Origin of the sequence: Bacteroides sp. 11BF (assembly GCF_019633765.1) — a bacterium.
In the GTDB taxonomy this organism is placed as follows: domain Bacteria; phylum Bacteroidota; class Bacteroidia; order Bacteroidales; family Bacteroidaceae; genus Bacteroides; species Bacteroides hominis.
This window is the reverse complement of record NZ_JAFKPJ010000009.1, coordinates 145,950-166,721: the sequence shown is the minus strand read 5'-3', so window position 1 is coordinate 166,721 and position 20,772 is coordinate 145,950. Positions and strand designations below refer to the sequence as shown.

Below are 20,772 nucleotides of genomic sequence, written 5' to 3'. Positions count from 1 at the left end.
GGATTTTACATTTATTATTTCGTACTTCTAATTCAATCTCTCTGTCAGCGAACCGGTTTCTTGCTTAAGCGGTAGATCATTCGTTTATTAACAACGGACTTACCGTACTTTAACCGTCTGACATTGGTTATTTATTAGCTTTTCCCTCGTCCTTTAGCTCGTCCCGCATACGCGGACTCATCGTCCCGCCTGCCTGGGCTCATTAGCCCGCGTACGCGGGCTAATGAGCCCAGGCAGGCGGGACGAGTTGATGAACAAAGCAAAGGCTGTTAAGAACTTCGCCAAAGTTACTAAAACTCTTTGAGTTTCTGCTTTACAAAGTTAATCTTTTCCTCCATCGGAAGTGAAGCATTTACCCAATGAATGGTAAAGCCCCTTCGTTCCATTCCCCTAAACCAGGTCATTTGCCGTTTGGCAAACTGATGAATGGCAGTTTCCAAGCCCGTGAACATTTCCTTATACGTCATTTTCCCGATAACATGCAGAGTCAGGTATTTGTATTCCAACCCATAATAAATCAGGTCATCCGGATGGATTCCTTGTGCCAATAAGCGGCGTACCTCTTCTATCATGCCGTCATCCAGCCTTTGCTTCAGCCGGCGGGTGATTTTTTCCCGTCGTAACTCCCGGTCGATGTCCACTCCGATAATCAGGCTGTTCAGTTGTGGAAACTCCCTTTCTTCTATCGGCGTCTTTGCGTAATATTCTTCAATTTCGATGGCGCGGATTGCCCGTTTAACGGTATCTACATCTGTCGAGTTATGAAGTGTCTTATACTGGCTTAATATGCCGGTCAGTTCTTCCAATGGTTTTTCCGCCAGACGTGTGCGCAATTCTTGATTTTCGGGGACGGGAATCAGGCGATATCCTTTCAGTACCGATTCCAGATACAATCCCGTACCTCCACATAGAACGGGAAGGCGCCCTTTTTGTTTAATAGTCTCGTAAGCTGTCAGGAAATCACGTTGATACTCAAAAACATTGTATTTATAACCCGGGTCGGCAATATCGATCAAGTGATAGGGAATTTGCTGCCCGTTGATGGTGTAATCTTCCAGATCTTTGCCTGTTCCGAGGTCCATTCCCCGGTAAATCTGGCGTGAATCGGCACTGATGATTTCAGTATCTAAGTCTGCAGCTAATGCGGCAGCAAAAGGGGTTTTACCTGAAGCGGTGGGGCCAAGTATGGCAATCATATCATAGTCCGGCATGGTCATAACTTTATTAATGATTGGACAAAGATATGAAAAAGGAAGTGAAAAGCAGATGTTAAACTCTTAAATGGTGTTATAAAACATGCTTTTTTTCTTGTATTATTTGCAGATAACCAAAGAGTGCGTATCTTTGCAATGTGTTTTTCATAGTATTAGATTTAAGGTTAACAAAGGTTGGAGCAAGGCGTTGCTCCTTTTTTTATGTCCTGATCTCTCTTATGCGTTGTGCATCCATATAGATAACATCTTCTTTTTCAAAACAATAATATTGATGAATGATACCAGTAAGAACAGCAATATGCCGATAGTGAATGTGGGCCAAAGTGATCCGGAGGGTATCTGTGGGAAAAGTGAGTTTAGTGTTTCGAGATAAGATGCACGTGTCCACGAAACAATTCCTATGGATAATAACATCACTACAATATTAAGTCCTACTGTCAGGGTCTGATAGGGGAGTGCCACTTTCGAAGGGCTGTATCCTATCAGAAGCAGGCTTTCCAGCTTGGTGGTGTTTTTTTGCAGTAACAAGAAAATGCTGAGCATCAATATATAGAAAGAGAGCAAGCTGATGAACAGTCCCACAGCCAGAACGATACCCACAATCAGTCTCAGGAAATAAGTCGTTTTACCGGCATCCAGTTTCCCGTCTTCCGTTTCATAACCTTTCTGCTGAAAATATTTTGCGATAGAGGCGTCAGTCGGGTTGTTTACTTCAACAATCAGTCGTGAAGGATCTGCCTGACGATCCGGTGCGAAGTTCTTGTTAGCCCAATCCATGAAAGACTGTGGAACCAGAATGGTGTTCAACCGGTTGGAAAAGCCGACGATATTCCCCTTGTATTGCTCTACCCGTCCATTCCCCTTCATCAGGATGTCCATCTGGATCAGACTCATCAGGCCTTCCGAGAGTTTAGGCAGGTTTCGGCTTTGGGCAAAACCAAAGTTATACAGGTTCAGATAATTGCGTGGAATGATGATGGGGAGGGTATGGGTATTTTTATCGAAGTACCATTTGTCGAGGTTGACGTCTACGAATTCGTCAGGGACGGCTTCGAAAAACATTTCCGTAGAAAGGTGTACTCCTGCTTCCTGCATTCCCAGACCGGCGGATACTTTAAATTGCGAAGGGGTGAAAGCGCCTACTGTTCGGGTGAATGACTGTTGTTTCAGTTCCTCGATTTCTTTGGGGGAGAAGGTATTATTCTTACCTGCGAAAGTGCCTAATGTGCTGATTTTCTTGCTAGCAATAATATAATCTTTCTTCATGAAACTATCCCCTTCGGTAAAGATGGGAAGTACATCTTTGTAGAATTGTGCGCTGAGCAACACAATGACCATCCCGAAAAGGTTGGCAAAAAAGAAACCGGTCAACTGACCGATGCTGATATGCTGGCGGAGCAGCTTCCAGACTAAGTTGTTCATAATTTTAATATTCTGTCATACTTTAACTCGATATGCTTTCCGATGGACGTCACGATGATACCCGCCCCTTGTTTCTCGGCTTCTCCCGTCACTAACTCTTCCATGATATGTGCGTTGTCATCGTCAAGATGGCTGATGGGTTCATCCAGGAAAATAAAGTCGAAGGGTTGACAAAGTGACCGGATGAACGCCACTCTTTGTTGTTGTCCGAAAGATAGTTTTCCTGCTTTTACATTCAACTTGTCCGAAAGTCCCAGTGCTTCGAACAATGCCAATATCTCTTTCCGGGTTTTATATCCGGTTAGGTTATTCTTTAACCGGATATTTTCGATGGCAGTCAGCTCTGTGAAAATGCGCAAATCCTGAAATAGCATACTCAGTGAATGCTTCCTGAGTTCAACCCATTGCTTCACCGAGTATGCTTTTATATTGGTTTCATCGAAATTGATAATTCCTTGATAGTCGTTTCGGTAGCCATAGATATAGCTGCATAGCGATGATTTTCCGGTACCGGATGCTGCTTCGATCAGGTAAGATTTTCCTTTATGGAAAAAGAGGTCCTGATGCCATACATCCGAAATGACCGAGTTACGGTCAGCAAACACTTGGGGAAGTGTTTGCTGTAAGTGAATGCTGTTCATACGCTGAAGGTTACATGCCGGCAAATTGTTTGGCAAAGTCTACTATCTGTTTTAAAGCGTTGACATCTTTGTTTTTCAGGAGAATGGCTGTTTCAGTCTTACCTTCGCTGTCACTGAATGCTTCAATATAAGAAATCTGTGAAGCAAGTTTATAGTAAGTCTGGTATTCTTCGCCACCGAAACCGGTTATCATTTTCACGACAGGAAGATCTAAAATGGCATCCATGTTGATAACAAAGAACACATTTTTGCCCTTCATATCCGATACATATCCGGCATCTTTGATTGATTTGTCTACCGGCTTACTGATATTCTTGTAGAGGAGCTCGTCGTTGGTGGCATACATTTGTTTGTTACGGATGCCAAAGAACACATTATTGGTGTTGGACTTATAAACGTATTCATTTTCGCCCAGTTGGATGATGTCTTCATTTCTACCTAATTTCAATTCTTTCTTTTTATCGTACAATGCTTTCAGGGCATTTCCGTTCTTTGCGTCGGCATAAGCAGCGAAAGTGGGTGCACTGTTCATGGTTACGTTAATCAGACCGATAGAGATATCACCATCGAAAGATGCGAATAAACTTTTCACCTCCTCGGCTTTTGCAAGGGAAACGTTTCTGCGGAATTCTTCGTTGTTGAGCAATAGGTCATAGAATGCTGCCCCGTTGACTCCTATGTTTAGAAAGGCAAGAGTCGATTCCGGGAAATTCTGGAGGAAAGTTGTATTTAGTTTTTTCACAGCTTGAGCCTGCTTCTTTAGCAGTGCGTCTGTTTCGGCGTTATCCGAATAAGTTTCAATCTGCAGAGCTATCTTTCCTTTCTCAAAGTTGAGATTGCCTACGGCCATTACTTCGCTTAGATCGAGTTGTGAAGAAAGTCCCATACTGATTTGTTGTGAGTATATCTTAGGAACAGCATCCATTGAAGCAAAGAAGTTAATGTCCCCTTTTTGATTTTGCATCTTTTTGAAACCGCTGTTCTTCATGATACTGTTCTCTTCCGTCTGTTTTAGTAAAGTAGAGATGGTTTGTTTGGCAACATCCATTTGTGAAGTTCCGTAGGCTTCTGTCAAGACTGCTGCGTTTTCATTAAAAACCAACAAGCTGTTTTTTTGCAGAGTAGTGAAACTGTATCCGTCTTCTTCTGCTATCGGCTGGCAGATTCCCTCTTTGGCCATTAAGTCAAGAGAAGCACGCAAGTCGTCGATATTGCTAATCTTGGCAACCATAGCGGGGGTAATGAACGTTTTGGAAGTAAACACAAAGACGGGGGCCTTGATATCGATACCCGATTGGGAAGGATCCTTCATTATCTTTTCCAATTGCTGGAAGGCGGCCGCGTTCATTCCGCTTTTCAGGGCTTCCATCATTTTTTGTTTCATTCCTTCGTTTTCTTTATCATTCAGGCCGGCTTTGTCGGCAAGCGTATTCAGATTGACGGAGGCAACAGCCGAAGCGTCAGCAGGAATCACATGGATATATTCCGCTTTCTTTGAGCAGGCTGCCATGAAAACAATCAGTACTCCCAGTACCGAAAGTCGGGAAATCATTCGTTTTACCATAATTACTATATATTTAGTTCTGTAAATTACATATTCATTGTATGGCAAGCCACTAATGCCGCCGTTTCTGTTCGTAGTCGTGATTTGCCTAAACTGATCGGGATGAATCCCTTTTCGATGGCTTTTTTCACTTCCTCTTCGCTGAAGTCGCCCTCCGGCCCGATCAATACTAATGTATCTTCTCCTTTTTTCAGTACATCCTTCAGGAGAGGTTTCTCTCCTTCATAACAGTGGGCTATGAATTTTTGTCCTGAGAAGTCTTTTTCAATGAACGAATTGAAGTCAGTCATTTCGTTCAACCGGGGCAAGCGTGCCTTTAATGATTGTTTGATGGCCGATACCAATATCTTTTCGATACGTTCCGTCTTGATCACTTTTCGTTCGGAAAAGCGGCAGTTCAGAAACGTCAATTCATCGAAACCTATTTCTGTCGCTTTTTCAGCGAGCCATTCATTACGGTCCATGTTCTTGGTCGGTGCCATGGCAATATGCAGATGGCCCTCCCATAAAGGCTCTTGATGAATAGTTTCTTTAATATTCACCAGGCAACGTTTATTGGTTGCTGCACTGATCTCTGCCCGATAGAAGTTTCCTTTACCGTCGGTCAGGGTGATTTCGTCTCCGGCTGTCAGACGGAGCACACGCACACAATGCTGTGCCTCCTCTTCCGGAAGCTCAGCATTGGTTTGTATATCAGGGGTATAAAATACGTGCATATCTTTTATTTATATCGGTTTATCTCATCACGCAGTCGGGCGGCAAGTTCATAATTCTCTTCTTGAATGGCCTTGCTTAAGGCTTCTTCAAGGGAAATAATGCTGACTGCCTCCGTACGTGAGTTATCATCTTCTTCCGGTGAATCAGGACGTTCAGCACCGTCTGTCATCCGAATGCATTCGCGTTCAAGGATAGATTCGTATATAAATATGGGGCAATCTGCCCTCACGGCCAATGCTACCGCATCCGAAGTACGTGCATCTATCCGGATAATCTCTTCGTCTCTTTTAAAGTAGATATACGAATAAAAGACACCTTCTTTTGCTTTATAAATCAGTACCCGGAGCAAAGATGCTCCCAGAACATTCAAACACGAGTAAAATAAATCGTGTGTCAGCGGGCGAGGGGCTTTTATTCCTTTCAGGCAAATGGCTGTGGCTTGCGCTTCGGCTGGTCCTATTATGATAGGTAACTGCCGTTCGCCATCTACTTCTCCCAGTACCATTGCATAGGCACCCACCTGCGCCTGGCTGTTAGAAATGTTCAATACCTGTAGTTCTACTTTCTTATCCATTGTTAATTATTCACTTTCTTAAGTTCTCCCGGTTGATGTTTGTATCTGAAAACAACGGCAAATAAAATGCCGATGGCCAGTGCGTATGCTGCAAATATAAACCAGATGGTCGGCCAATCTCGGCTTACCAACATTCCGTTTTCGTATACGGAGAATGCGTCCACTACAGCACCGCTGGCATATCCTCCGATGACGGCTCCAAGTCCGTTTGTCATAATGAAGAACAAGCCTTGTGCGCTGGCCCTTGTCTCAGGTTTTGTTTCCAATTCAACAAATAAAGAACCGGAAATGTTGAAGAAGTCAAATGCCATACCATATACTATCATGGATAAAATCAGCATCCAGATGCCCGCACCCGGATCACCGAATCCAAACAGCCCGAATCGGAATACCCAGGCGAACATACTGATCAGCATGACACGCTTGATTCCGAAGTGTCTCAAGAAGAAGGGGATGGCCAAGATAAACAGGGTCTCGGACATTTGTGAGATAGATAGTAGAATTACCGAGTGTTTGACACCAAAGGAATCTGCAAATTCGGGTATTTTGGCGAAACTACCCAGGAATGCATCACCATAGGTATTTGTAATTTGCAATGCCGCACCCAATAGCATAGAGAAAAAGAAGAAAATAGCCATCTTTTTTCTTTTGAACAGGCTGAGGGCATCAAGTCCGAAAGAAGATAATAAAGTTTTATTTTCATTCTTCGCCGGTGGACAGGGAGGCAGCGTGAAAGAATATATCCCCAAAAGTAAGGCTGAACTTGCTCCTACATAAAGTTGTGCACTGGAGTTCTTGAATCCTGTAAGGTCTACTGCCCACATGGCACAGATGAAACCGATGGTTCCCCATACGCGGATAGGCGGGAAATCCTTTACTAAATCACATTTATATTGTTCAAGTGCGTTATATGAAACTGTATTGGCAAGGGAAAGGGTAGGCATGTAAACCATCAGGTTGAGTAACATGGCCCAATACATTTGATTATAGTCGGTAGCGGTGGATGCGTAAAACAAACAGCCGGCTCCTAATAAATGACAAATACCATAAAGACGTTCGGCGTTGAACCATTTATCGGCAATAATACCTGTTATTCCCGGCATGATGATAGATGCGATTCCCATTGTAGCGAAGATAGCTCCGATTTGTCCACCTTCGAAATGGAGGCCTCTTTCCATATAGCCACCTAATGAAATTAACCACGACCCCCATACAAAGAATTGCAGGAAGTTCATAATAATCAAACGATTTTTTATATTCATAACTTTATTGATGTGTTTCCCGTCGTGCCAATATATGGCAGATCAGCTGCAAATATAATATTTTTAGTTGACAGAGTGGAAAAAGCACAGGATAAAAGGGAGGAAGAAAGGGAAAAATAGCAAAAGAAAATTGGAAATGCAAAGAAGGAAAGGGTATATAAAAAAAGAAGGCTATCTATCCCAGACAGCCAATCTTTATTAACCTTAAATCTAATACCATGAAAAACACATTGCAAAGATAAAGGGTTTTATGTTATAAAACATAACGATTTGGTGAAAATCTTCTGTTTGTTAACTCATCTTAACTTTGTGGCTTCTGTTTTTATGCTATTAAGGCGGTTATTCGACATACAGTACCAATCCTTTGAGATATTCTCCTTCCGGATGATAGATATTTACCGGATGATCTGCTGGTTGAGTCAACTGATGCAGTATGCGTACACTTCTACCGGACATGGCTGCTGCTGTGAATACAGCAGTACGGAAATTATCTTTGGTCACTACCTGTGAACAAGAGAAGGTGAACAGGATACCGCCCGGTTTGATTTTCTCAAATGCTTTGGCATTAAGTTTGCGATAACCTTGGAGGGCGTTGCGCAATGCGTCTTTGTGCTTGGCGAATGCCGGCGGATCGAGGATGATCAAATCGTATTGGTCGCCCATGCGGTCGAGATATTTGAAAGCATCTTCTGCAAAAGCCGCATGACGGGTATCACCCGGGAAATTTAATTCTACATTTTTATTAGTCAAATCAATGGCCTTGGCAGAACTGTCTACCGAATGTACCTGTTTGGCACCTCCACGCATGGCGTAAAAGGAGAATCCGCCAGTGTAGCAGAACATGTTTAATACCGAACGGTCTTTGGCATAACGTTCCAACAAAGCACGGTTTTCGCGTTGGTCTACGAAGAATCCCGTTTTTTGTCCTTTCAGCCAGTCTACATGGAACTTTAATCCATATTCCTGAGCGATGTTTTCGTTACTTCCTCCTTTGAGGAAACCGTTTTCCGGAAAAAGGTCCGCTTTGAATGGCAAAGTCGTTTCCGATTTATAGTAGATGTTTTCAATCTGCTTGCCCATCACTTCGGACAATGCTTCGGCAATGGCCATGCGGTCTACGTGCATGCCGGCAGAGTGTGCCTGCATTACGGCGGTCCGGGCATAAACATCGATAACAAGTCCTGGCAGGTTATCGCCTTCTCCGTGTACCAGGCGGTAAGTGTTGTTAGTCGGGTTGGTAGCGATGCCGATGCTGCGTCGCATGTCATAAGCCACTTCCAACTTGCGCTTCCAGAAGTCATGGTCGATCTCTTCTTGTTTAAAGGAAAGAACACGTATGGCAATGCTTCCGATTTGGAAATGCCCTTTAGCTATGAATTCTTTTTTTGAGGTATACACTTCCACTACTTCTCCTTCTTCGGGTTCGCCGTCGAAGTGAGCAATGGCCCCGGAGAAAATCCAGGGATGGAACCGTTTCAGTGAGTCTTCTTTGCCGGGTTTAAGATATACTTTATGCATAAATTTATTATGTTGTTTTTATTTTTATCATTGATCCGAACCTGCTTTCACCGTCTCTACGGTTTCTTCTTCCGGGGCCAGTTCGTAGTTACCCGTACGCTTTAGGTCTTGCAGCAAGTGGTATATGTTGAGGCAAGCCCATGCGTCTGTAGCTGCATATTGCTTTTGGGCATCCGTCAGTACATCTGCTTCCCAATTGGAAAGACGTTGTGATTTTGAGATTTTTTCCCTGAATAGGATGCCGTATATCTTTTGCAGGCTTTTATCCTGAATGCCGAACGGACGGACATACTCTTGCAACTCGATGCATGCCTGCTGGTTGAAAGGAGCCCGTTTATGCAACATCATAAAGTCGTCTTTCAACGAGAGTCCTACTTTGATCACTTCCGGATTTTCAAGCAGCTCTATGATGGGTTGGGTCAGCCCGGTCATGTTCAGGCGGAACAGGAAGCAACACTCGTCAGATGAAATCTGGAGCAATGCTACTTTATGGGAATGTCCTTTGGTGAATGAGGGACGGGTTTCGCTGTCGATGCCCAGAATTGCCTGGGATTGCAGATAAGCCACTGCTTTTTCCGCTTCACTTTCAGTTTGTATTACATGAATCCGTCCGGGGAATGCTGCTTTGGGCATCTCCTTCACCTCTTCTTTGCTTATGGTTCTTTTTAAAATCATATTCGTTTATTCATCGTCGTGGCAATGACAGCCATGATCGTGACAATGGCAGTCGTCATCTTCACAGTGACAGTCTTCATTGTTTTCGGGTTCGTATTCATCCTCCTCTTCGTCTTCTCCCCGGGCCTTCGGACTATATTTCACGTCATGCAGGGCACGCATGGTATTTACCAGTTTTTGTCCCCACAAGAGTCCGAAGTTTTCCTGGCAAATGGCAAGGGAGTCATTCATCGTCTCGTTCAATCCCAGTTGAAATACAAAGATAAAATCTTTAATATCCTGATAGATATCGGCCAGGTCTTCCGAAATATTCTTTTTGATGGGTTCATCGCTGTAAGCCATGTCGGGCAGGAATACTTCCAGATAGTCGTCCTTTTCTGCCAATACGGATGCCAGGTTGATGCGCAACACTTCGTATATTTCTTCCGTCACATATATTTCCGGTGCTTCGTCGCCTATCATTTCGCATTTCGGAAGCATGGACGCTTTTAGATAAAGTAAAGGAAGAATTTTCAGGGTGGTGTCAACAAACATACTACGTTTCATGCCTTCGGCACGTTCCAGAAAAGCGCAGAACTCGGCAGCTACCGTAACGAATTCTATCACATTCTTATCAAATATTACTTGGCTTTCTTTTTTCATATCAGCTTGAATTGAAACGCAAAGGTAAGAAAAAGTTGTGGGTAGTCCAATGAAATTCTTTTTTTTACTACTTTTGCATCATTAATCATATAGCTTAAGATTCTTCATCCACATGGCAAAAAAGAAATCAGATAAGGAAGCAGAACAGAAGCCGGCTTCCACTAATAAGTACTTGGCTTTCTTCAGAAACGAAACAATCCACTTTGTGATCGGATTGGTATTGGTCATCTTTTCAGTCTATCTGTTGCTGGCTTTTACCTCCTTCTTTTTCACCGGAGCAGCCGACCAAAGTATCATTGATAGCGGGAATGCCCAAGATCTTGCTGCTGTAAATAATCATGTAAAAAACTATGCAGGTTCCCGGGGAGCTCAGCTGGCAAGTTATCTGATCAATGACTGTTTTGGTGTCTCCTCTTTCTTTATTTTGGTTTATCTGGCTGTAGCCGGATTGAAGCTGATGCGTGTGCGTGTGGTGCGTCTTTGGAAGTGGTTCATCGGATGTACGCTGTTGCTCATTTGGTTTTCCGTTTTCCTGGGCTTTATTTTTATGGATCATTATCAGGATTCATTCATTTATCTGGGGGGATTGCATGGATATAATATCAGTAACTGGCTTATTTCGCAGGTCGGTATTCCCGGTGTTTGGCTTATTCTTTTGGTGACAGGCATTTGTTTTCTTATATATATGAGTGCCCGCACAGTCATCTGGTTGCGTAAGCTTTTCACTCTTAGTTTCCTGAAACGTAAACAAAAAGAAGAACATTCAGAGGTGGAGCAGGATTCCGATCCCCGTGAATATGATAATCCGAAACCTCAGGAAGTGGAATTCGATGTTAATCGCACTTTCCGTCAGGAGGTACCGGTGAAGAAGGTGGAAACTCCTACCGTATCCGATCTGCTTGTCGAGTCTCCTTCTGAGTCTCCAATAGTTACGGAAAGCAGAAATACGGCAACCGATGGTGATGTCACCATGACTTTCGAACAGACAACTCCTGATCCTGTGCCCCCTTTTCGGGCAGAGTCGGCAGATAACGGGCCTGAGTTTGAAATAGAGGCTGCTGCCGATGACGAAAGTTATCAGGGAACGGAAACCGAACCCTATAATCCAAAGTTAGATCTGGAAAACTATCATTTCCCTACTATCGATTTGATGAAGCACTATGAAAATAGTGAGCCTACCATCAATATGGAGGAACAGAACGCAAATAAAGACCGTATCATTAATACATTGCGTAGTTTTGGTATTGAAATCAGTACGATTAAAGCTACGGTAGGTCCTACGGTGACTCTTTACGAAATCACTCCGGAACAGGGAGTGCGCATCTCAAAGATTCGTGGGTTGGAAGATGATATCGCTTTAAGCCTTTCTGCCTTGGGTATCCGTATTATAGCTCCTATACCGGGAAAAGGTACAATCGGTATCGAGGTACCTAATTCAAATCCTAAGATTGTTTCGGGGCAGTCCATCATCGGCAGTAAGAAGTTTCAGGAATCGACTTACGATTTGCCTATTGCGCTTGGCAAGACCATTACGAACGAGGTATTCATGGTAGATCTTTGCAAAATGCCTCATGTGCTGGTGGCAGGTGCTACCGGACAGGGTAAATCTGTCGGTTTGAATGCCATCATCACTTCATTGCTCTACAAGAAGCATCCTGCCGAACTGAAGTTCGTTCTGGTGGATCCTAAAAAGGTAGAGTTCAGTATTTATTCTGTTATTGAGCATCATTTTCTCGCGAAGCTTCCCGATGGTGAGGATGCTATCATCACCGATGTGACCAAGGTGGTGCAGACCCTCAACTCAGTCTGTGTAGAGATGGACAGTCGTTACGATCTGTTGAAAATGGCACATGTACGCAATATCAAAGAGTACAATGAGAAATTCATCAACCGCCGCCTGAATCCGGAGAAAGGGCATAAATTTATGCCTTATATTGTGGTAGTCATCGATGAGTTCGGAGACTTGATCATGACTGCCGGCAAGGAGATCGAGTTGCCGATTGCCCGTATTGCGCAGTTGGCACGTGCCGTAGGTATCCACATGATTATTGCAACCCAGCGTCCGACTACAAATATCATTACCGGTACTATCAAAGCCAACTTCCCGGCGCGTATTGCGTTCCGTGTGTCGGCCATGATGGACTCACGTACCATCCTTGACCGTCCGGGAGCCAATCAACTGATTGGGCGTGGTGATATGCTTTTCTTGCAAGGGGCTGATCCGGTGCGTGTGCAGTGTGCTTTTATCGATACGCCGGAAGTGGAAGAAATTACCAAATATATTTCACGCCAACAAGGATATCCTACCGCTTTCTTCCTGCCCGAATATGTGAGCGAAGACAGCGGAAGCGATCTGGGAGATGTCGATATGGGGCGCCTCGATCCTTTGTTTGAAGATGCTGCCCGCCTGATCGTAATTCATCAGCAAGGGTCAACTTCGTTGATACAGCGTAAATTCTCCATTGGCTACAACCGTGCCGGACGCTTGATGGATCAGCTTGAAAAGGCCGGTATTGTGGGTCCTTCGCAAGGAAGCAAGGCGCGCGACGTACTTTGTGTTGACGAGAACGACCTTGAAATGCGTTTGAACAATATTCAATAATCAAACGTTAAATGAGTGTATACAATGAAGCAGATTATAATTAGCATTTGGATAGCTTTACTGACTTTGCCTGTGTTTGCGCAACAACAAATGCAGGCAAAGGTTGTGCTTGATAAAACGGCAGCCACATTTGAGAAAGCAGGGGGGATTCGTGCGGGATTCAACGTGACGGTGTTCAATAAAGGCCGGATGGCGGGACAATCTGCCGGAGTCATTGAACTCAAGGGAGAGAAGTTCGTGCTGAAAACGGACGATGGTACCACGTGGTTTGATGGCAAGACCCAATGGAGTTATCTGGCAGGTAGTGACGAGGTCAATATCAGCAATCCAACCGGAGTCGAACTGCAAAGTCTTAATCCGTACGCACTTTTGCAGATTTATCGCCATGATTTCAGCTATAAGCTTGGAACACTGAAGAATTTTGGCGGCAAATCGATTTATGAAGTGGTGCTGACTGCTGCCGACAAGAAACGGGATTTATCACGAATTGTGCTTTATGTCAGTAAAGACACTTACCAGCCACTCTTCATTCTGATGGAACAACGTGATAAGAGCCGTAGCGAAATCACGGTGACCAGCTATCAGACAGGATTGAAATATGCCGACAGTATGTTTGTGTTTGATAAGAAGCTCTATCCTCATGCCGAGGTGATCGATCTCCGATAGGTCAAGAGGAGTAACTTCGATCATTTATTATAAATCGTAGAATGTAAAATAGGAATATGGAAACAGAAAGAATTAAATGCCTTATTATAGGTTCAGGACCAGCCGGCTATACAGCCGCTATTTATGCAGGACGTGCAAATTTGTCACCGGTGCTTTACGAAGGAATACAACCGGGTGGACAGTTGACCACGACTACCGATGTAGAAAATTTCCCAGGCTATCCTCAGGGAATCAGCGGACCGCAATTGATGGAAGATCTTCGTACACAGGCCGAACGATTCGGTGCTGATATCCGTTTTGGAATCGCTACTGCTTCCGACCTTGGCCAAGCTCCCTACAAAATCACGATTGATGGTGAAAAAGTAATTGAAGCCGATTCATTGATTATCGCTACTGGTGCCACAGCCAAATACTTAGGTTTGGATGATGAAAAGAGATATGCCGGTATGGGGGTCAGTGCTTGTGCTACTTGTGACGGATTTTTTTATCGCAAAAAGGTAGTTGCTGTTGTGGGTGGTGGCGATACCGCTTGCGAAGAAGCCATCTATCTGGCCGGACTCGCTTCTAAAGTCTATTTGGTTGTACGCAAACCCTATCTTCGTGCTTCAAAGATCATGCAAGAGCGTGTGATGAAGCACGATAAGATTGAAGTCCTTTTCGAGCATAATGTAGTCGGACTCTTTGGAGATAACGGCGTAGAAGGTATGAATCTCGTAAAACGTTGGGAAGAACCGGACGAAGAACGTTATTCGTTGCCTATCGACGGATTTTTCCTTGCCATCGGTCATAAGCCTAATTCGGACATTTTCAAACCTTATCTGGATACCGATGAGGTGGGATATATCATCACTGACGGTGATAGTCCCCGTACCAAGGTTCCCGGAGTATTTGCGGCTGGCGATGTAGCCGATTCACACTATCGCCAGGCTATTACTGCTGCAGGAAGCGGCTGTAAGGCTGCCATTGAGGCTGAGCGTTATCTGTCGGAGAAGGGATTGATCTGATAGTCGTAAGATATTGTTTATTAATATACCGGACACAACCATGCTTAATAAGAGAGAGCTGGTTGCGTCCGGTAGTTTTTTTATAACTTCTTATTTCTTTATTGATTTTGCGAGATCAAGCCCCTATGGCACCCTGCAAATTCGTCTTGTTCAATTCTATATGTTGTATCAGAGTCATCACAAGCTTGATTCTGTTTTATATTTATCACTTATCCGGATAGATGAAGTTCTTTTTCCGGTAGTTTTCATTTCACCACCGATTAACAGATTACATTGAGAAGAAGATAATTGGGATTATTTATTTTTATGTAATTGTCAATCGATGGAAAAACAAATTAGTATACTTCAATTTCGTCCAGATACAGGTTTGCTTGAACCACCTCTTTGCTGCCCGGGTCTTTTACGAAGTCGATGCCGTTTCGCAAAGTACCGCCATTCTGAAGGGTGACTTTGAGATAGGTTACTTCTCTCGGTTCGAAGGCTAAGGTGTCTGTAAATGCCTTTCTGCCTCTTTCCGGATAGTTGCGTTTGAAGGAAGCTTCTGCGACTTTGCTGTATTTTTGTCCGTCGGAAGAGGTTTCGATGGTGGCAACACTCGGAGGGAGGATAACTGACGCAGGGTTGTATAGCGAACCGAAGACTACTTTGCTGACAGTAGTGGGCTCATCGAATTCGACGATGAATACCATCTCTTTGCAGTTATCATCCATCCGGAATCCGCTCCACGGAGTCATAGAGGCGGTGTTCCCGCGTTTACCGTTGGTAAGCCCGAAGGTACTTATGTCCGTGCCGAGAACGTCATTTTCACCAAAGATGTCGCCTTTGGCACCTCCAATGGCCGGAGTGACTGTGAAGCTCTTTCCGCTGATCAGGTTACCGTACAGTTTCTTTCCGGTGACCTTGCCCAGCATCTGTCCGTCTTTGAAAGCGGCTGCTTTCACTTCAATTTCGCCCGAGAGGGTGAAAGGGCGGTTGTAGAGGGGCGATTCTACGGTTGGAGTACTTCCATCTGTTGTATAATGAATTTCCGCATTGGGATAAAAGCTTTCCAGTATCACTTTTAGCGTATCACTCTCGTCTACATGAGTATTTATGTTCACGTCGAAGAAATTACGGCAGGCTTTTACATTCTTCACGTCCATTCGCCGGAAATCTTCAACCATGCGCTGGCAGAAGTCATTCCAGTTTTTGTTTGCGTTCAGTGTCCAACCGGTTTCGGCAATAGCTATTGCGCGCGGGAAAGCTTGATAGTCGCGGTTATTGTCGCTCGGCATGTATTCGGTCCAAATGTTGCCTTGTACTCCGATGATGTGTTTTTTTACCAGGTCGTCTGCATCGTCCGGTACCGGGTTATAACTGTAGGTCTTTTTAAGTGTATTATATCCGCCGATAGTAACGGGGGCTATCTCCGGTTCTTCCTGATATTGATCCAGATAAGCATATGGATTCGGAGTCATAATAGCGTTGTGACCGGCTTTGGCTGCATTCATTCCGCCTTCTACTCCCCGCCAGGACATGACGGTAGCATTCGGAGCCAACCCGCCCTCCAGGATTTCGTCCCACCCGATGATGTTGCGTCCTTTGCTGTTCAGGTATTTCTCCATGCGGGTGATGAAGTAACTCTGTAATTTCTCCTCTTTGGTATGCTTCTTCCCGTCAATAACGTTGGGAGTGACATCGTCTTTCAGTCCCAGTTGTTTAATCAGTGACTGGCAATATTCACTTTTGATCCAGGCCGTTTTCGGACATTCGTCACCGCCTATGTGGATATATTTGCTTGGGAAGAGATCCATTACTTCGTCCATCACTCCTTCAAGGAACTCGAAAGTGGTATCCGAAGGACAGAATACCTCTTCGAATACGCCCCAGGTTCCCGTCACATCGCATGTACTGTCCGGTGTACACGAAAGCTCCGGATAAGAAGCGATGGCAGCTATTGCATGTCCCGGCATTTCGATCTCAGGGATTACAGTGATGAATTTACTGGCAGCATAGTCTACAATGTCCTTGATCTGTTCCTGTGTATAGTATCCGCCATGCTCTTTGCCGTCGAATATTTGCGGATAGTTCACATAATAATAGTCTATCAGTGTCTCTTTGCGCTTGGAGCCTATCTCGGTCAGTTTCGGGTATTTCTTGATTTCAATTCTCCATCCCTGATCATCGGTCAGGTGCCAGTGGAAGGTATTCATTTTATGCATGGCCAGCATGTCAATGAACTTATATACATATTCCACTGGAGAGAAGTGGCGGCATACGTCCAGCATCATACCGCGGTATGCAAAGCGCGGGGCGTCTTCTATCTCGACAGCCGGCACTGACCATTCTGCGTTTTTTACTTTCTCTGTGCCATATACGGCGGGGGGAAGCAATTGGTAAAGGGTCTGTAGTGCATAGAAAAATCCCTTAGGGGTGGAGGCGCTGAGAGTGATACTCTGCGGTGTGACTGAGAGTTTATATCCTTCTTCGGGCATTCCGTCCTGGGGGACAAAGCGAATGACGGGCTCGTCCGTTATGTTTTCGAAAGTCTGTTTCATTGTGATTCCGGACGTCAACTTCAATCGGTTGATAAGGCTGTCGGCAATGGTCTGTACTTCCGGTGTGCAAGCAGTAGTGATGACTCTTACTTTTTTACTTATTTCAAATCGCCCCTGTTGGGGAATCATTTGGTTGGGCAACGGAACGATATTGTACTCGTTCACGATGGCTTCTTTTGACTGTTTACATCCGGGGGCGATGAAAAGTAGAGACAAAAGAAGAAGAGTAATTCCTTTTTTCATGGTCTGATAAATATGTGTTAAGTTATTAAATAGAGACGAAGCGTCTTAGCCGATTTTGCTGATCTTCTTAAGCTTTTCTTCGTCAATGATCTTGATTTTTCTTCCGTCGATGGTGATCAGGCGTTCGGTTGCGAAGTTGGACAACGTGCGTATGGCATTGGAAGTTGTCATATTCGACAGGTTGGCCAGGTCTTCACGGGACAGATAGATACTCAGGGTAGAGCCGTCTTCCTCCAGTCCGTAACTCTCTTTAAGGAAGAGTAGCGATTCGGCCAGGCGTCCGCGGATATGTTTCTGGGTCAGGTTCACAGTTCTTTCGTCGGCGATACCGAGGTCAACAGACAACTGGCGAATGAAAAACATGGCCAGGTCGTTGTTTTGGCCGAGCAGTGTCATGATGGCACTCATGGGAATCAGGCAGATAGTTGAAGGTTCGAATGCGGAAGCAGCGGTCACATAGTCTTCTTTGGCAAAATAAGCCCGGTAACCGAAATATTCCGTAGGTTTTATCATGCGGATAATCTGACTTCTGCCTCCTACACCGTCTTTGTAGATTTTAACTTTTCCGCTAAGGAGACACATCAGATAGGCAGGCGATTCGCCTTCGCAATAGATTGTTTCGTTCTTTTTGTAATTCTGAAGAGTGAAATTATTGGCCAGGAACTCTCTCTGCTCTGCGTTTAGAGGAGCCCACATCTCTGCAATACGTTCGGGAACGTTTATTTCTGACAAATTCATCTTTACCATGACTGCTGCAAAACTGTGTTATAAAGCACAAATGTAGAAAGAAAAAATGAAAAACGGAATAGTTTTGGGAAAAGTTTGCCATGTTGGCATTGCAATACCGCAGATTCCACAGATGTATGCAGGGTTTATTTCTTTCATTACAGAAGTAGAGAGGGCACAGTGAAACTATATTTTTGAAGATATATTCATAAAAGATTAAAACCCTGTGAACTCTGTATCCTTTGTACTGCATTCTTTGGCTGTTCCTTGTATGCCTTTTGATCTCTATATCTAAAACATCCGGGTGTTTATAATGATAACATCCCCATGTTGTTGTGCAAAACATCCGGATGTTTTATGGTAAAACATGGGGATGTTTTAAGGTGAAGGAATTAGTGCTTGTAGTGGAGCATTTATAAATAAAAAAAGAAAGTGTGTCGAAACTCACCACAGAGTAACACAGGGTGAATTTTAAGTCATTGATTATCAGTGTTGATAATCTGTGATAATCTGTGTAACCTGTGGTGAAAAGACTTTTGACAGAGTCCTATTCTATTAAGTATAGGGCTTACTTTGTGAATAGTAGTTCTCTATACTTTGGTAACGGCCAGATTTCGTCGTCGATTTCCATTTCCAGATGGTCAATATGATCGCGTATGCTTTCCAGATAGGGACGTACGGTCTCTTCGTAGGCAAATGCTTTTTCCTTAAAGTTCTCTTTATGGTTTGCCACTTTGCGGGCCTCTGTCATGTCGCGTACCAGTACCTTGATGGCAGATACACGGTGCGAGATTTCTTTGATAAGCTCTTTCCGGTCGGCACTCATGATTTCGTATTCTTCTGCTGGGAAGATCTCTTTCATTCTGCAAAGGTTTTCCAGCAAGCGGTTCTGATAGCTGACAGCAATGGGGACAATGTGGTTGATGGCCAAGTCACCCAATACACGACTTTCGATCTGTACTTTCATGGTGTACTTTTCAAGTTCCACTTCCAGGCGGCAGGCAAGTTCGGTTTCGTTGAAGATGCGTTCACCGATCAATACGGCTCTCGATTGGTTGTCCATGTAGTGCATCAGGGCTTCCGGTACATGGCAGATGTTTGTCAGTCCGCGACGAGCTGCTTCCTGCTTCCACTCTTCCGAATAACCGTCCCCTTCGAAACGGATGGGTTCGGAGGCGATGATATTTTCCTTCAGGATGCGGAAGATGGCTTCATCCTTGCTGATGCCTTCTTCCATCAGTTTGTCTACCGATGCTTTAAATTCGTTCAACTGGTTGGCCATGGCAGCGTTGATGGCAATCATGGCAGCGGCACAGTTGGCCGATGAACCTGCGGCACGGAACTCAAAGCGGTTTCCGGTGAATGCGAATGGAGAGGTGCGGTTACGGTCGGTAGTATCGAGCAAGATTTCGGGGATACGTCCGATGCCCAGTTTCAGGGTAGTCTTCTCTTCCGGAGTCATTTTGGAATTGGTCACCTGGCGGACAATTTCGTCCAGAGTAGCCGACAGTTGCGAACCCAGGAAGATGGATAAGATGGCTGGAGGGGCTTCATTGGCTCCCAAGCGGTGGCTGTTTCCGGCGCTCATGATCGAAGCACGCAACAGGTCCTGATTTTTGTGAACCATCATCAGCACGTTGACCAGAAAGGTGAGGAACAACATGTTTCCTTTTGGGTTCTTGCCCGGTGCAAAGAGATTGACACCTGTGTCAGTACAAAGCGACCAGTTGTTATGTTTACCCGAACCATTGACACCGCTGTATGGCTTTTCGTGGAAGAGTACGGCGAAATGATGCTTGCGTGCGATGCGCTTCATCAGATCCATCACCAGCTGGTTATGGTCATTTGCCAGGTTGCAGTTTTCGAAAATGGGGGCCAACTCAAACTGGTTGGGAGCTACTTCGTTGTGACGGGTTTTCACCGGTATGCCCAGTTTGTGGCATTCTATTTCAAGCTCTTTCATAAAGGCTGTGACACGTGGAGGGATGGAGCCGAAGTAATGATCTTCCAATTGCTGATCCTTAGCCGAAGAGTGTCCCATCAGGGTACGTCCGGTCAGTCGGAGGTCAGGACGCGCATTATATAAAGAGGTGTCGACCAGGAAATATTCCTGCTCCCAACCCAGATTGGTAAATACGCGGGTTACGTTTTTGTCGAAAAGCTGGCACACTTCGGTGGCAGCTTTGTCAACGGCGGCCAATGCTTTCAGTAACGGAGTTTTGTAGTCGAGCGCTTCGCCCGTATAGGAGATAAAGATTGTCGGGATACAAAGAGTGGTGTCTACCACAAAAGCCGGTGAGGATACATCCCATGCTGTATATCCGCGGGCTTCGAATGTATTTCGGATTCCGCCGTTGGGGAAGGAAGAAGCATCCGGTTCTTGCTGGATCAGTAATTTTCCGGAGAAGCGTTCGATGACTTCACCGTCTTCGCCAAACTCGATAAAGCCATCGTGCTTTTCGGCAGTTCCGTCCGTTAGTGGCTGAAACCAGTGTGTATAGTGTGTCACGTTGAGCGATTTAGCCCAGCTTTTCATACCATTGGCTATCAGGTCTGCCATCTCACGGCTGATGGGCGTACCTTTTTCGGTAGCGTCTACCACTGCTTTGTATGCTTCCTTGGGAAGATATTCCTGCATCTTCTTGCGGTCGAATACGTGGCTGGCATAATAATCGGATAGTTTGTTTGAGGGAGTGGTAACTTCTAAGGGCTTTCTGTTAGATAGCTCTTGTAATGCGAAAAATCTCATTTTTGACATAATGGTG

At 44.7% G+C, this 20,772-nt stretch carries 15 protein-coding genes and 2 pseudogenes; 4 read left to right on the top strand and 13 right to left on the bottom strand.

Features of this window, described 5'->3' with window-relative positions; translation table 11 throughout:
- Nucleotides 1–290 precede the first annotated feature (290 nt).
- From miaA to JZY04_RS11530, 10 genes are all read right to left on the bottom strand, one after another.
- Nucleotides 291–1,211 carry a tRNA (adenosine(37)-N6)-dimethylallyltransferase MiaA gene (gene miaA / locus JZY04_RS11575; protein ID WP_181996440.1) on the bottom strand — a complete coding sequence of 307 codons (921 nt, stop codon included), beginning with the start codon at nt 1,209–1,211 and terminating at the stop codon, nt 291–293.
- Nucleotides 1,212–1,430: 219 nt separating this feature from the next.
- Nucleotides 1,431–2,636 carry an ABC transporter permease gene (locus tag JZY04_RS11570; protein ID WP_122142872.1) on the bottom strand — a complete coding sequence of 402 codons (1,206 nt, stop codon included), beginning with the start codon at nt 2,634–2,636 and terminating at the stop codon, nt 1,431–1,433.
- Nucleotides 2,633–3,277, bottom strand: coding sequence for an ATP-binding cassette domain-containing protein (locus JZY04_RS11565; RefSeq protein ID WP_122142895.1), 645 nt, complete (start codon nt 3,275–3,277; stop codon nt 2,633–2,635). Before JZY04_RS11565 ends, JZY04_RS11570 begins: the two co-directional genes overlap by 4 nt.
- A 10-nt stretch (nt 3,278–3,287) precedes the next feature.
- A complete protein-coding gene (locus JZY04_RS11560) occupies nt 3,288–4,841 on the bottom strand; it encodes a DUF4836 family protein (RefSeq protein ID WP_122142871.1) in 1,554 nt (517 codons plus the stop codon).
- A 26-nt stretch (nt 4,842–4,867) separates the two neighbouring features.
- Nucleotides 4,868–5,557 (bottom strand): 16S rRNA (uracil(1498)-N(3))-methyltransferase, encoded by a 690-nt coding sequence (locus tag JZY04_RS11555; protein ID WP_005775763.1) that lies wholly within the window; start codon nt 5,555–5,557, stop codon nt 4,868–4,870.
- A 5-nt stretch (nt 5,558–5,562) separates the two neighbouring features.
- A complete protein-coding gene (locus tag JZY04_RS11550; protein ID WP_122142870.1) occupies nt 5,563–6,132 on the bottom strand; it encodes a bifunctional nuclease family protein in 570 nt (189 codons plus the stop codon).
- 2 nt (nt 6,133–6,134) lie between these two features.
- Entirely contained in the window at nt 6,135–7,394 is a 1,260-nt protein-coding gene (locus JZY04_RS11545; protein WP_005775766.1) for a nucleoside permease, read from the bottom strand.
- A gap of 339 nt (nt 7,395–7,733) precedes the next feature.
- Complete coding sequence (locus JZY04_RS11540; RefSeq protein ID WP_122142869.1) at nt 7,734–8,912, bottom strand: class I SAM-dependent rRNA methyltransferase; 1,179 nt, start codon at nt 8,910–8,912, stop codon at nt 7,734–7,736.
- A 27-nt stretch (nt 8,913–8,939) separates the two neighbouring features.
- Nucleotides 8,940–9,587, bottom strand: a complete 648-nt coding sequence (locus tag JZY04_RS11535; RefSeq protein ID WP_005775769.1) for a 3'-5' exonuclease — start codon at nt 9,585–9,587, stop codon at nt 8,940–8,942.
- 6 nt (nt 9,588–9,593) lie between these two features.
- Nucleotides 9,594–10,229 carry a DUF5063 domain-containing protein gene (locus tag JZY04_RS11530; protein ID WP_122142868.1) on the bottom strand — a complete coding sequence of 212 codons (636 nt, stop codon included), beginning with the start codon at nt 10,227–10,229 and terminating at the stop codon, nt 9,594–9,596.
- A gap of 112 nt (nt 10,230–10,341) precedes the next feature.
- Here JZY04_RS11530 and JZY04_RS21505 point away from each other — a divergent pair.
- From JZY04_RS21505 to trxB, 4 genes and pseudogenes are all read left to right on the top strand, one after another.
- Nucleotides 10,342–11,074, top strand: a pseudogene (locus tag JZY04_RS21505) (DNA translocase FtsK 4TM domain-containing protein); the annotation flags it as partial.
- A gap of 119 nt (nt 11,075–11,193) precedes the next feature.
- Nucleotides 11,194–12,831: pseudogene (locus JZY04_RS11525) on the top strand (DNA translocase FtsK); the annotation flags it as partial.
- A gap of 24 nt (nt 12,832–12,855) precedes the next feature.
- On the top strand, nt 12,856–13,497 hold the full coding sequence (locus JZY04_RS11520; RefSeq protein ID WP_122142866.1) for a LolA-like putative outer membrane lipoprotein chaperone: 642 nt from the start codon (nt 12,856–12,858) through the stop codon (nt 13,495–13,497).
- 56 nt (nt 13,498–13,553) lie between these two features.
- The gene (gene trxB, locus JZY04_RS11515; protein ID WP_005775774.1) at nt 13,554–14,501 is read left to right on the top strand and encodes a thioredoxin-disulfide reductase; all 948 of its coding nucleotides are present in this window, start codon (nt 13,554–13,556) and stop codon (nt 14,499–14,501) included.
- Nucleotides 14,502–14,836: 335 nt separating this feature from the next.
- Here trxB and JZY04_RS11510 read toward each other — a convergent pair whose 3' ends face one another.
- The 3 genes from JZY04_RS11510 to JZY04_RS11500 all read right to left on the bottom strand — a co-directional run bounded on the left by JZY04_RS11510 (nt 14,837) and on the right by JZY04_RS11500 (nt 20,765).
- Nucleotides 14,837–17,281 (bottom strand): beta-N-acetylhexosaminidase, encoded by a 2,445-nt coding sequence (locus tag JZY04_RS11510; RefSeq protein ID WP_122142865.1) that lies wholly within the window; start codon nt 17,279–17,281, stop codon nt 14,837–14,839.
- Between the two features lie 45 nt (nt 17,282–17,326).
- A complete protein-coding gene (locus JZY04_RS11505; RefSeq protein WP_005775777.1) occupies nt 17,327–18,028 on the bottom strand; it encodes a Crp/Fnr family transcriptional regulator in 702 nt (233 codons plus the stop codon).
- 547 nt (nt 18,029–18,575) lie between these two features.
- Nucleotides 18,576–20,765 (bottom strand): glutamine synthetase III, encoded by a 2,190-nt coding sequence (locus tag JZY04_RS11500; protein WP_005775778.1) that lies wholly within the window; start codon nt 20,763–20,765, stop codon nt 18,576–18,578.
- Between the last annotated feature and the right edge of the window lie 7 nt (nt 20,766–20,772).

Excerpts from the sequence above, each read along its gene's own strand:
- miaA (WP_181996440.1), bottom strand. The coding sequence starts at position 1,211 with ATGCCGGACTATGATATGATTGCCATACTTGGCCCCACCGCTTCAGGT.
- JZY04_RS11570 (WP_122142872.1), bottom strand. The coding sequence starts at position 2,636 with ATGAACAACTTAGTCTGGAAGCTGCTCCGCCAGCATATCAGCATCGGT.
- JZY04_RS11565 (WP_122142895.1), bottom strand. The coding sequence starts at position 3,277 with ATGAACAGCATTCACTTACAGCAAACACTTCCCCAAGTGTTTGCTGAC.
- JZY04_RS11560 (WP_122142871.1), bottom strand. The coding sequence starts at position 4,841 with ATGGTAAAACGAATGATTTCCCGACTTTCGGTACTGGGAGTACTGATT.
- JZY04_RS11555 (WP_005775763.1), bottom strand. The coding sequence starts at position 5,557 with ATGCACGTATTTTATACCCCTGATATACAAACCAATGCTGAGCTTCCG.
- JZY04_RS11550 (WP_122142870.1), bottom strand. The coding sequence starts at position 6,132 with ATGGATAAGAAAGTAGAACTACAGGTATTGAACATTTCTAACAGCCAG.
- JZY04_RS11545 (WP_005775766.1), bottom strand. The coding sequence starts at position 7,394 with ATGAATATAAAAAATCGTTTGATTATTATGAACTTCCTGCAATTCTTT.
- JZY04_RS11540 (WP_122142869.1), bottom strand. The coding sequence starts at position 8,912 with ATGCATAAAGTATATCTTAAACCCGGCAAAGAAGACTCACTGAAACGG.
- JZY04_RS11535 (WP_005775769.1), bottom strand. The coding sequence starts at position 9,587 with ATGATTTTAAAAAGAACCATAAGCAAAGAAGAGGTGAAGGAGATGCCC.
- JZY04_RS11530 (WP_122142868.1), bottom strand. The coding sequence starts at position 10,229 with ATGAAAAAAGAAAGCCAAGTAATATTTGATAAGAATGTGATAGAATTC.
- JZY04_RS11520 (WP_122142866.1), top strand. The coding sequence starts at position 12,856 with ATGAAGCAGATTATAATTAGCATTTGGATAGCTTTACTGACTTTGCCT.
- trxB (WP_005775774.1), top strand. The coding sequence starts at position 13,554 with ATGGAAACAGAAAGAATTAAATGCCTTATTATAGGTTCAGGACCAGCC.
- JZY04_RS11510 (WP_122142865.1), bottom strand. The coding sequence starts at position 17,281 with ATGAAAAAAGGAATTACTCTTCTTCTTTTGTCTCTACTTTTCATCGCC.
- JZY04_RS11505 (WP_005775777.1), bottom strand. The coding sequence starts at position 18,028 with ATGGTAAAGATGAATTTGTCAGAAATAAACGTTCCCGAACGTATTGCA.
- JZY04_RS11500 (WP_005775778.1), bottom strand. The coding sequence starts at position 20,765 with ATGTCAAAAATGAGATTTTTCGCATTACAAGAGCTATCTAACAGAAAG.